Here is a 12,200-nt window from a genome sequence, read left to right as displayed (position 1 = left end):
GTGCCGGGCGCCGGCCTGCCGGCATCCGCCGAGGCCGGGTCAGACGCCCAGGCGCACCCGGTCGGCGTGATCGCGCGCGACGCGTGATCGGGTGAGCAGCGACACGAGCACGACGGTCGTGAGCGTCGGGGCGAGCACGGCGGCGATCCAAAGGATCGGCGAATCGGCTCCGAGGCCCATCCACGTCAGCGCGGTCCAGACGATGCCCGCCGCGGCCGCCCCCGCCAGAGGGGCGAGGACGACACCGCGGAGGTGACGATGCGGCAGCGCGAAATGAACGGCGAGGCCGATGACCGCGCCGATGATCAATCCGAGCAGGATCTGCACGGTTCGCGTGTCAGGCGACGAAGCCGACGCGACGTGACTCTTCGGTGCCGAGTTCGACGAACGCGAGGTTGGCGGTCGGAACGAGGTAGGAGTTGCCCTTCACGTCGGTGAAGGCGACGTGGCTGGCGGAGTTGTCGAGGGCGGCGGCGACGGCCGACTTCACAGCGTCCGAGCTCTCGTTCGTCTCGAAGTTCAGCTCGCGGCCGGTGTTGGTGATTCCGATGCGGATCTCCACGATGCGTCCTTTCCCCGCGGGCCGCGGTCGGCCCGGCGCGTTCTTCGACTCTAGGGCAGGGTTCCGACACGGCAGCCCGCGGGAGGGGCCGCTTCGCGGACGGCGAACGCGCGGCCCGCCGGCGGCTCGAACCGGCTCGGTCGAGGGGTCGCACACGGCGATGTCGGAGGTCGCGATTAGCGTGGAGACATGCAGATCCCGGATGCCGTCGCTCTTGACGCATCTCCCGCCCGGGGAGGTGCCCTCGACGCCGAGCAACGTGTCGTCGTCGAGTGGCCCGCGACCGCGAGCGGTGTGGTCGTGGGGGCTCCGGGCTCCGGCAAGACGACCGCTCTGCTGGCTCGCGTGCGCGAGCTCGCGGCATCCGGGGTCGATCCCGACCAGATCCTGGTGCTCACGCCCACGCGGCCCGCGGCGACGGCCCTGCGCGATCCGCTGGCCCTCGCCGTAGAACGGGCCACCTCGGGCGCTCTGGCCCGGTCGGTGGCGTCGTTCGCGTTCCAGCTCGTCCGCGGTGCCGAGGTGCGGCGCGGGCTCGAGCCCCCGCAGCTTCTCACCGGTGGCGACGAAGACCAGATCATCCGCGACCTGCTCGAGGGCGACGCGCTCGACGAGCTCGAGGGGGCGTCGCGCTGGCCGGGGTGGCTCGGGCCGGCCGTTCGTGCGACCCGCGGTTTCCGCGGCGACCTGCGAGCGTTCCTCGCGGAATGCACCGACCTGGGTATCGCCCCCGACGACCTCGTTCCGCTCGCCGAGCGGTTCGAGCTGCCGGTCTGGGCATCGCTCGCCTCGTTCGCCGACGAGTACCGGACCGTGCGCTCCGCGATGCGCGGCACGCACCGCGACGCGGCCGACCTGGCTCGGGAGGCCGTCGCCGTCCTCGACGAGGCTCGGACCGATCGCGCGTTGCTGGGGCGCTTCGCGACCCTGCGCTGCATCCTCGTCGACGACGCTCAGGAGCTCACCGCGGGCGGTGTCGACCTGCTGCGCGCCTGCCGTGCTCTCGGCATCGGGGTGGTCGCGTTCGGCGACCCCGACGTGGGATCGGGAGCGTTCCGCGGCGCGACGCCCGAGAACTTCGCTCGTCTCGCACGCGAGCTCGGCACCACCGCGGCCCTGGGTGAGCCCCACCGCGGGACACCCGAGCAGATCGACCTCGTTCGCCGCGTCGTGACACGCATCGGCGCGGCCGGGGTCGTCGCGCACCGCCGAGCGCCCTCGGGTGCCGAACCCCGGGGGTCCGTACGTACCTATCTGCTGCGATCACCGGCTGAAGAGGCCGACGCCATCGCCCGTCTGTTGCGCGAGAGGCACGTTCTCGAGGGCGTTCCATGGGGCTCCTGCGCCGTGATCGCGCACGATTCCCGGCAGGTCGCGACCCTCGAGGCCGAGCTGGCCGCGCGAGAGGTGCCGGCCCGCGCGAGCGGTCCCGGACTCGCGCTGGGCGTGCAGCGTCCGGTGCGTGATCTCGTGGGGCTCGTCGAACTCGGCATGAAAGACCCCGGTGAGTGGCAAGCCGATGAGGTCGTCGACGCTCTGCTCGGCACCTTCGGCGGTCTCGATCCGATCGAGCTGCGACGCCTGCGGACCGCGCTCCGGCACGACGAGGTCTCTGCCGGTGGTACGCGCACGGCGACCGAGCTGCTCGTGTCGGGGGTGCGCTTCCCGCTCGAGCTCGAGGCCGTCGACACCCGTGAGGCCCGCCGTGCCGCTCGGCTGGGCGAGACCCTCGCCGCGCTCCGCGCGCAGACGCAGTCGCACGCGACGCCGCACGAACTGCTGTGGACCGCGTGGGAGCGCAGTGGCCTGTCGCGGCCCTGGCGAGAGGCGGTGCGCGGGCACGGCCCCGTCGCCGAGCAGGCCGACCGCGACCTCGACGCGATCGTCGCGCTGTTCCAGGCGGCCAAGCGGTTCACCGAACGCGAGCCCGACGGCGAGGCCGCGGTGTTCTTGCGCGCCGTGCTCGACAGCGACGTCGCCGAAGACCGCATCGAGCAGCCCGCGGTGATCGACACGGTCCGTGTGCTGACTCCCGCGGCCGCCGCCGGCACGGCTTTCGACACCGTCATCATCGCCGGGGTGCAAGACGGCGTCTGGCCCAACACCCGCCTGCGCGGCGGGCTGCTCGAGACGTGGCGGCTCGCCGACGCGGTGCAGAACCCCGATCTTCCCGCAGCGGGCATGCTGGATCGTCGTCGCGCGGCGATGCACGACGAACTGCGACTCTTCGTCCGCGCCCTCAGCCGGGCGGGATCTCTTCTGGTGGTCACCGCAGTCGACGACGACGACACCGGTCCCAGCGTGCTGTTCGAGATGCTCCCGGCGCCCGAGCCGGCGGCATCCATTCCCGAACATCCCCTGTCGCTCCGCGGTCTCGTGGCGCGGCATCGCCGTTCGCTCACCGTGCCGCGCGTCGCCGCCCCCGAGCGCGCCCACGCGGCGGGGCAACTCGCGCTCCTCGCCGCGGCGGGAGTCGCGGGTGCGGCTCCCGAGCAGTGGTACGGCGTGGCGGCCCCCACGTCGTCGGCGCCGCTGCGGGATCTGTCGCGAGAAGACGTCCGCGTCTCGCCGTCGCGCCTGCATGCCCTCGAAGAGTGCGAACTCGACTGGGTCATCGCCGACCTCGGGGGAGACCGGGGCGGGACGACGGCCGGCATCGGCACGATCATCCACGCGGCGCTCGAGACGTCGGCATCGTCGTCCGAAGAAGACCTGTGGGCCGTCGTCGACGAACGCTGGGGAGAGTTGGCCTTCGACGCCGTCTGGCGAGAGCGCGCCGAACGCACGCGAGCGCGCGAACTCGTCCGCCGCTTGGCCGCGTACCTGCGCCGTTTCGACGACGCCGGCGGGCGCCTGGTCGGCGCCGAGCGGCACTTCGAGGTGCCCATTCCCCTCCCCGATGCCGGCGAGCACGGCGCCGTGCTGAGCGGCGACATCGACCGCGTCGAGGTGACGCCCTCGGGCGAGGTCGTGATCGTCGATCTCAAGACGGGCAAGAGCGAACCGCAGACGGATGCCAAGGTCGCCGACAACCCGCAGCTCGCGGCGTACCAGCTCGCGTTCTCGTCCGGCGCGATCGAGCAGGTCGCGGGGATGCCGTCGGGCGGCGCGAAGCTCCTCGTCCTGCGGCCCACGGCCGCGAAGAAGGACTACGCCGAACCGACGCAGAAGCCCTTCGACGACGAACAGCGTGGGCAGTTCGTCGAGCGCGTGCAGCGGGCGGTCGAGGTCATGCGCGGCACGAGCTTCGCGGCGCCCTACGAAGTGCACTGCCGCGATGAGTTCTCGTACGGACTGTGCCGGATCCACACGGTCTCGGCGGTGAGCGCGTCGTGACCGCCGTCCTCTCCGCGGCGACCATCGCCGCCGCGCTCGGGCAGTTCCCGCCCACGATCGAGCAGACCGCGGTGATCGAAGCGCCTCTCGCCCCGGCCCTCGTCGTCGCCGGAGCAGGCAGCGGCAAGACCGAGACGATGGCGGGTCGCGTCGTGTGGCTCGTGGCGAACGGGCTTGTTCGCCGCGACGAGGTGCTCGGACTGACGTTCACGCGCAAAGCCGCGGGCGAGCTGGCCGAGCGCATCCAGCGACGGTTGCAGCGCCTGTCGGAGTTCGAGGCGCGGGGGCTGCTCGGCTCTCTTCCCGCGCTGCACGAGGCGGGACGCCTCGGAGTGTTCGCCGAGCTGGCGCAGCTCGAGGGAGCGCGCGCCGACGCCGCCCGGCGCGAGGCCCTCGACGCCCTTGCCGCCGAGGTCGGCGCAGGCGACGACGGTCTCGACGACGGCGACCAGCTCCTGCACCGGCCCACGGTGTCCACGTACAACAGCTTCGCCGACTCGATCGTGCGCGAGCACGGGCTGCGCATCGGCCGCGACTCCGAGGCCGCCGTGCTGTCGGAGTCGGCGGCCTGGTTGCTCATGCGCCGCGTCGTGTTCGCCTCCGACGATCCACGGCTCGAGGAGCGGCAGGAGTCCCCGCGCACCCTCATCGACGCGGCCCTGCGCATCGCGCGTGACGGCGTCGACAACCTGGTCGACCTCGAAAAGCTCGCGGTGTTCCCCGAGGAGTTCGGGCGCATCGTCGAACGCCCGTCGACATCGGCGCGCGTCACCGTCTACAAAGAGGTGGCCGACGCCGCCTCCCGCGTCTCGGCGCTGGCGTTGCTCGCTCGCCTCGCCGCCGACTACGACCGCGAGAAGGCGCGCTTGGGCGTCATGGACTTCGCCGATCAGGTCGCGGGTGCCCTGCGCATCGCCCAGGAGCACCCCGCGGTCGTCGAAGAACTGCGGGCGCGCTACCGTGTCGTGCTGCTCGACGAGTATCAGGACACCTCGGTCGTCCAGACCGATCTGCTGGCCACCCTCTTCGGTGGCACCGGCGTCATGGCCGTCGGCGACCCGCACCAGGCGATCTACGCCTGGCGCGGAGCGAGCGCGGGAAACCTCGGCGGCTTCCCCGATGCTTTCGCCCCGGACGGCGGATGCCAGCGCTTCGCGCTCCTCACCAGTTGGCGCAACAGCGCCCGCGTGCTCGACGCCGCCAACGCGGTGCTCGCCCCCCTCGCTCACCGGGCGGCCGTGGCCGTCGAAGAACTGCGTTCGCGCCCCGGCGCCCCGGACGGCCTGGTTCAGATCGCCTTCGAGAACGATCTCGACGCCGAGGCCGACCGCGTCGCGTCGTGGTTCGTCGGCGTCCGTGCGGCCCGCGCAGCCGAGGGACGCGGGACCACCGGAGCCGTGCTCTTCCGCAGCAAGAAGCACATGGTGCGCTTCGGCGATGCGCTGGGACGGCGTGGCATCCCGCACCGCATCCTGGGGCTCGGCGGCCTGCTGACGACCCCCGAGGTCGTGGATGTGGTCTCGGTGCTGCGAGTGATCAGCGACCCCGAGGCGGGGTCGGCGCTGATCCGCCTGTTGTCGGGCCCGCGGTGGGCCGTCGGTCTCGCTGACCTCCGCGCCCTCGCGCAGGTCGCTCGGCGGCTCGCGACCCACGACGTCGGCCTGCAGCCCCTGGCCCCCGAGGTCGTCGATCGCCTGCGCTCGACGCCGGGTGCCGACCGTGCGTCGCTGGTCGACGCCCTCGATTTCGTCACGCGCCAGACCGACGGCCACGGGTGGCTGACCGACATCACCCCCGAGGGCCGTGCCCGCCTGCGGGAAGCCGGCGCCGTGTTCGCGGCGCTCCGCCGGAGCGTCGGGGCCCCGATCCCCGAGCTCATCCGCCTGATCGAGGCCGAGCTCCGCCTCGACATCGAACTCGCCGCGAACGAAGCTCGTGGTCCCGCACGTATCGCGTCCGCGCAATTGCGCGCTTTCGTCGATGAGATCCGCGGGTTCCTGGCGGCCGACGAGTCGGGCTCGGTCGCGAGCCTGCTCGCCTGGCTCGACCACGCCGAACAGGCCGACGAGTTCGCCCCGCGCACCGAGCCACCCGAGGACGACGTCGTGCAACTGCTGACCATCCACGGCTCGAAGGGCCTGGAGTGGGATGCCGTCGCCGTCGTGAGGCTCGTGACCGACGAGCTCCCGTCACTCCCGCGGGACACGAAGGGGTGGCTGGGTTTCGGCATCCTGCCCTCCGAGTTCCGCGGAGATTCTGCGTGGCTTCCCGTGTTCGGGTGGCGCGGGGCCGAGACGCAGCAGGATCTCAAGGCGGCGATCGACGCCTTCGTCGCCGACAACCGCGCCCGGCAGCTCGACGAGGACCGACGTCTCGCCTACGTGGCGTTCACCCGCGCCCGCGATCATCTCCTGCTCTCGGGTTCCAGCTGGTCGGGCACGAAGCGCCCGCGTCGACCCAGTATCTTCCTCGACGAAGCCGCTGAGGCGCTCGGGGTCGAGCTCGCGGTCGACGAGACGGGGGAGGATCCCTATGACGGCGAGCGGCGGCTGCTGCATTGGCCGCTCGATCCGCTGGGGGCGCGACGCACCGCGATCTCGGCCGCGGTGAGCGCGGTCACGGCCGCGCGTGCGGCGACCCCGGCCCAGCCCGACGACGACCTCGAACTGCTGCTCGCCGAGCGTGCCGATCGACTGCGTCCCGTCCACACTCCCGCCCCGACACGTATTCCGGCGTCGCGATTCAAGGATTTCGTCGCGGACTACGGCCGCGCCGTCGAAGACCTCCGTCGCCCCATGCCCGAACGCCCGTACCGACAGACGCGCCTCGGAACGCTTTTCCACGCCTGGGTCGAGCAGCGTTCCGGACTCGTCGGCGCCGGGATCGGGCTCGACGACGACGGGCTGTGGGACGACGACGAAGGGGGAGCGTCGGCCGCCGACGCGGCCGAACTGCAGCGGCTCCGGGAGTGCTTCGAGCGCTCGGAATGGGCGGGGCTCAAGCCCCTCGAGGTCGAGACCGAGATCGACTTCGTCACGACGCGTCTCGACGGGCGCGAGCACGTCGTCATCTGCAAGCTGGATGCCGTGTACCGCCGCGGTGACAGATACGAGATCGTCGACTGGAAGACGGGCCGACCGCCCACGGGCGAGTCCGAGCGTCGCTCGCGCATGCTGCAGCTCGAGCTCTACCGCGAGGCGTACCACGCCAAGCACGGCATCGACCTCGACCTCATCGATGTCGCCCTGTTCTACGTCGGCGACGAACTGGTGCTGCGGGGCTGAACCGCGCGTTCAGGCCCCGTCGCCCGACACGCCCCAGCGGCGCAAGGCGGCGCGGCTCGCACGGGCGGCGTCTTCTTCGTCGTCGATGTGAGCGGCGTCGGGATCGCGCGGGGCATCGGACGTCGTCGCGACGGTGCCGTCGTCGTCGCGGACGGCCGGCCCGTCGGGGTCCGCCGACACCGCCGGGCGGGCCCACAGCGACGTCGCGTCGGTGTCGCCGCTCAACGCGGGACCCTGTCCACGGTCGTTCTGGGGCTCGGGCGTCTGGGCGGCCCACCCGTCGAGGTCGAGGGGCTCGGTCTCGCCGGGATCCACGCTGTCGGGTACCGGCAGCCGGTCGACGTGGATGGCTCCGCTGTCGGCATCCGACCCCTGCGCGTTCGCGAGGGCCTCGGCCAGAGCTTTGGCGGCCGTCGCACGGTCGCGCTCGGCGGACAGGTACAGCGACAAGGCCTCGGGGTCGTAGGCGTCGGTCTGCATGGAGGTGTCGACCGCTGCCGGGACCGAGACCGGGGGAACGCTCTCGACGAGGGCCATCGCGTCATCGATGTCGCTGCGGGAGTCGGGCACGATGTGGTCGCCGCGCACGCCGTCGGCAAGGGCGTCGAGCAGGGCGACCGCGTCGGCGACCACGTCGGTCTCGCCGGCGTCGTGGCCGTGCACGAGCCAGCGGGCGAACTCGAGCTCGGCGTAGAGTCGCGCACGCTCGCGCAGGAGGGGATCGGGGGAGCGGTCGCCGGCCGCGGCGTACCCGGCGTGGACGTCGTCGGCGGCGAGGGGGGCGGATGCCAACCAGCGCAGGTCGACGGCCGGGTCGCCGACGCTGAGGCCGGCCCAGTCGAGGATGCCGACCACGTGGGGGATGTCGTCCTCGTCGTCGGCGAGGACGATCGACGAGCTCGTCGCGCCGCCCAGGACGACCGCCGACTCGAAGCGCCACAGCTCATCCACGTCAAGGGCGCGGCGCCAGCGCAGCATGAGGTCGTCGCTGACGCGGCCGGTGGCGTCCGCTCGATCGAGGAGCCGCTTGACGTCGTCGCGCACCTGCTCGGACGAGCGCACCGGTAGTCCGTCCGTCCGGACGATGGAGACGGGAAGCGCGTGCACGGCGGCGAGCGCTCCGCCGATGGCCGGCGCGTACCCGGGTCCCTTGGGCAGGTGCGCGGGGTCGATGCGATAACCGTCGATGCGGTCGACGATGAGCACGCGCTGCGTGCCGGATCCGCTCTCGCCGATCACCTCGGGCACGGCGAAGGGGAGCAGGGCGCGAACGCCCGCCGTCAGCGCGTGCAGTGCCCGAGATTCCGCGGCGAGGTCGGGGGCGCCTTCTTCGCCGGCGGGCATGCGGATGACGACTTCGCGCCCGTCGGCGGTGCGGGCCAGTGCGGCGTCGAATCGGCCGGCGGTGTTCTCGGTCAGAGCGCTGACGTTCGAGAAAGCTGCACCGGGCAGGGCCGTTGTCGCCGACGCGGCTAAAATGAGGGGCGAGCGTGCCATGCCCCCAGGGTAGGTCGGGCCTTCGTCCAGCGGCCCGCGCCACGCCCTTCACCGAGCAGGTCGGCGAGCCGACCGCCCATCCGCGCCCGCCGTCAGAGAGGTGTTCGATGCCGCGTCCCGCGTCTTCGCCGTCCGAGGTCCCCGTGACCGTCGACCGCGCGGGCGGTGAGCGCGACGACGAGACCCTGCTCGATCGCGTGCTCTCCGAGCCGAGCACCCTGGTCCTCGCCATCCGGCGAGATGTGGCGCCGCTGCGGGATGGACGTCTCGCGCTGATCCCCACCGCGCAGGTCCCCGCGGAACACGTGCAGGAGTGGGCGTTCCTCGGGCGCACCGCCGAGGGCACCGCGGTCGTCCTGGCCGCCCTGACCGACGACGCGCCCGCCGACCTCGTCCCGGATGCCGACGGCGCGCCGCTCCGGGCGGCGGGCGGTGACCTGCCGGACGGTGAGGCCGAACTGCTGACGACCGCCGTCGCTCTGGCCGGCTGGCTCCGCGACGCCGCATTCTGCCCGGCGTGCGGCTCGGCCACCGAACTCCGCCACGCCGGTTGGTCGCGGCACTGCCCCGTCTGCGGGCGCGAGCACTTCCCGCGCACCGATCCCGCGGTGATCGTGCTCGTGACCTCCGCGACCAGTGACGACCGGATCCTGCTCGGCGCCAACGCCGCCTGGGGCGGCGACCGGTATTCGTGCTTCGCCGGGTTCGCCGAAGCGGGCGAGTCCCTCGAAGACGCCGTCGCGCGCGAGGTCGGCGAAGAGGCGGGGGTGCGTCTGCGCGACATCGCGTACCGCGGGTCGCAGGCGTGGCCGTACCCGCGTTCCCTCATGCTCGGCTTCCGCGCGGTGGTCGTCGACGACGCCGAGGCGCAGGCCGACGGCGAGGAGATCGTCGAGGTCCGCTGGTTCGACCGCGACGAGATCGGCGCGGCCCTCCGCGGCGAGGGATCCGCGATGCTCCCGGGCCCGGCCTCCATCGCCCGGCGCCTTATCGACGACTGGTACCGGGGCGTCGCGTGACCGCCCCTCTCGACGGACTCGACGAGCACCAGCTCGAGGCCGCGCGCGCCCTGCGCGGCCCGGTCTGCGTGCTCGCGGGAGCGGGCACGGGTAAGACGCGGGTGATCACGCGCCGCATCGCCCACGGCGTCGACACGGGCGCGTACTCGCCGCAGCGGGTGATGGCCGTGACCTTCACGGCCAAGGCCGCGGGGGAGATGCGGGGTCGTCTGCGCGAGCTCGGCGTCGCGGGCGTCTCCGCCCGGACGTTCCACGCGGCCGCTCTGGCCCAGGTCAACTTCTTCTGGCCGACGCTCGCGGGCGACCAGGCACCCTCGATCATCGACAACAAGGTGCGCATGCTCGCGCACGCGGCCGACGGCGTGGGACTCGCGCCCGACACCGCGACGCTGCGGGATGTCGCGTCGGCGATCGAGTGGCGGAAGGTGACCCTCCGCTCGATCGACCAGTACGCGGCCGATCGCCCCGAGGGCGTTGGTCGTCTCGGCGTCGACCAGGTCGTCGCCCTGCAGCGTGCCTACGAGAAGCTGAAGGACGAACGGCGTCAGATGGACTTCGAAGACGTCCTGCTGACGTGTGCCGGCATGATCGAGGCCGAGCCGCGGGTCGCCGCGGCCGTGCGCGAGCAGTACCGGCACTTCACCGTCGACGAGTACCAGGACGTCTCGCCGCTCCAGAACCGCCTGCTCGAGCTCTGGCTGGGCGACCGCCGCGACCTGTGCGTCGTCGGCGACGCGAGCCAGACGGTCTACTCGTTCACCGGCGCCGACGCGCGCTACCTGCTCGACTTCGAACGCACGCACGATGACGCGCGCGTCGTCCGTCTCGAGCGCAACTACCGTTCCACGGCCCCCGTGCTTGCGGTCGCCAACGATCTCATGCGCGGCCGCGCCGGCGCTCTCGAGCTCGTCGCGGCGAGCCAGGACGACACCCCCGTCCCGACCGTGCGCGCCTTCGACGACGACGAGGACGAGGCCGCCGCGGTCGCTCGTTCGATTCGCGACTCGCTCTCGCGCGGCGTCGATCCGCACGACATCGCCGTGCTCTACCGCTCCCACGCGCAGTCCGCGGGTCTGCTCTCGGCCCTCGCGAAGGTCGGTGTGGCGGCGTCCGTCCTGGGCGGACGCAAGTTCTTCGACCTCCCCGAGGTGCGTCAGGCGCTCATGGCGCTTCGTGCGGCGTCGGTGGCGCCGCTCGATACCGGCTTCCTGCCGACCGTCCGCGATGTCCTGCGCAGCGTCGGACTCACCGACGACCCGCCCGAGGCGGGCGGCGCGCTCCGCGAAGCGTGGGAGGCGCGCGCGGCGATCCTGCGCCTGGCCGAAGAAGCGCCGAGCGGCACCGATCTGCGCGCGTTCACCGATGATCTGCAAGCCCGCGCGCGTGATCAGCACGAGCCGACGACGCGTACGGTGACGCTCGCGACGCTGCACGCGGCGAAGGGTCTGGAGTGGGATCACGTGTACCTCGTGGGGTTCAGCGAAGGCCTCTTGCCCATCTCGTACGCCAAGACGTTCGAGGCGGTCGACGAGGAGCGTCGTCTCGCATATGTGGGCGTCACGCGGGCTGCGCGCACGCTGTCGGTGAGCTGGGCGCGGGGTCGAGGGCGGATGGAACGGTCTCCGTCTCGCTTCCTCCGAGAGATCGGCAGTGGCAGTCTGCGCTCGGCCGATGCAGCGCCCAGGCCCGCCGGAACGAATCGGCGCGCAGGCGCAGCGACCGCGTCGTCTGCTCGATCGGAGCCGTGAGCAGAAACCGCGCCGCTCGTCCCGCCTCGGCAGCCAACGCCACATCGACGTCGGGCCGCGCTCGCCCCACCAGCTGAGCGGCGACCGTCGCCCAGTCGGGGTCGTCGCGCCTTTGATCGGCGTCGAGACAGGCGAGGCAGGCCGTTCGTCCTGGCGCGATCACCGGTCCGATACGGGCGCTCGACCCGTCGAGCACGAGCGGCAGGTGCGTCACGTCATCGCGAACGAGGGCCCCCGCTCTGCGCGGGTCCACCCGGTGCGCGGCGAGCAGCACCACACGCGTTGCGGGCGCGACGGTCTCGGTCGCCGTCCCCGCCCACGAGATGACGCGGGTACGCGGGGGCAATGCTGCCAACACGGCGCGTGCCGCTCGCGGGGACAGGTCGTCGTCAACCTGGAGAGCGAGAGGCGGATGCCGCGTCCGGCGCGCGAGCGCCGGAGCCACGGCCGCGAGCAGCACATCGGCCTCCCCGTCTCGCGCCCCGTGCACGCGGGCGAGACCCCGCACGGCAGTCGGGCTCGTGCCGTCGGCGAGCGCCGCCACGACCACGTCGACCCACGAACCGGTGAAGGGCGAGACGGCCACCGCGGGGGCGCCGAACTGCACGCTCCCGTCGGAGCGCCAGAGAGGGGGAGCGGCGGAATCGAGTCGAATCATCGCCCGATCATGGCGTCGCGACAGACCCCGGATGCCGCTGTCCCCAGGGCGAAACGAGCGAAACGCCCGTGGGGAGGAATGTCATCCCCCCCACGG

The 12,200-nt window shown here is 72.5% G+C and carries 7 protein-coding genes; 4 read left to right on the top strand and 3 right to left on the bottom strand.

Annotated elements, in window-relative coordinates; all coding sequences use genetic code 11:
* Nucleotides 1–39 precede the first annotated feature (39 nt).
* Together J2X55_RS10735 and J2X55_RS10730 are read right to left on the bottom strand one after the other, a co-directional pair.
* On the bottom strand, nt 40–327 hold the full coding sequence (locus J2X55_RS10735) for a hypothetical protein (protein ID WP_115917748.1): 288 nt from the start codon (nt 325–327) through the stop codon (nt 40–42).
* A gap of 10 nt (nt 328–337) precedes the next feature.
* The gene (locus tag J2X55_RS10730) at nt 338–562 is read right to left on the bottom strand and encodes a DUF3107 domain-containing protein (protein WP_309823350.1); all 225 of its coding nucleotides are present in this window, start codon (nt 560–562) and stop codon (nt 338–340) included.
* Between the two features lie 189 nt (nt 563–751).
* Between J2X55_RS10730 and J2X55_RS10725 the strand changes: the two genes are divergently transcribed.
* Together J2X55_RS10725 and J2X55_RS10720 are read left to right on the top strand one after the other, a co-directional pair.
* Nucleotides 752–3,898 carry an ATP-dependent DNA helicase gene (locus tag J2X55_RS10725; protein ID WP_309823349.1) on the top strand — a complete coding sequence of 1,049 codons (3,147 nt, stop codon included), beginning with the start codon at nt 752–754 and terminating at the stop codon, nt 3,896–3,898.
* Nucleotides 3,895–7,182: an ATP-dependent DNA helicase gene (locus tag J2X55_RS10720; protein WP_309823348.1), complete on the top strand. Its 3,288-nt coding sequence runs from the start codon at nt 3,895–3,897 to the stop codon at nt 7,180–7,182. The genes J2X55_RS10725 and J2X55_RS10720 overlap by 4 nt, the downstream gene beginning before the upstream one ends.
* A 9-nt stretch (nt 7,183–7,191) precedes the next feature.
* Here J2X55_RS10720 and J2X55_RS10715 read toward each other — a convergent pair whose 3' ends face one another.
* Nucleotides 7,192–8,679, bottom strand: a complete 1,488-nt coding sequence (locus tag J2X55_RS10715) for a phosphotransferase (protein WP_309823347.1) — start codon at nt 8,677–8,679, stop codon at nt 7,192–7,194.
* 107 nt (nt 8,680–8,786) lie between these two features.
* Here J2X55_RS10715 and nudC point away from each other — a divergent pair, with 107 nt between their 5' ends.
* Nucleotides 8,787–9,698, top strand: a complete 912-nt coding sequence (gene nudC, locus J2X55_RS10710; RefSeq protein ID WP_115917756.1) for an NAD(+) diphosphatase — start codon at nt 8,787–8,789, stop codon at nt 9,696–9,698.
* Nucleotides 9,695–11,446 (top strand): ATP-dependent helicase, encoded by a 1,752-nt coding sequence (locus tag J2X55_RS10705; RefSeq protein WP_115917758.1) that lies wholly within the window; start codon nt 9,695–9,697, stop codon nt 11,444–11,446. The genes nudC and J2X55_RS10705 overlap by 4 nt, the downstream gene beginning before the upstream one ends.
* Nucleotides 11,447–12,200: the final 754 nt, after the last annotated feature.

Origin of the sequence: Microbacterium sp. 1154 (assembly GCF_031455375.1) — a bacterium.
Lineage (GTDB): Bacteria > Actinomycetota > Actinomycetes > Actinomycetales > Microbacteriaceae > Microbacterium.
Note: the sequence above shows the minus strand (reverse complement) of the source record. Positions and strands in the feature narration are given on the sequence as shown.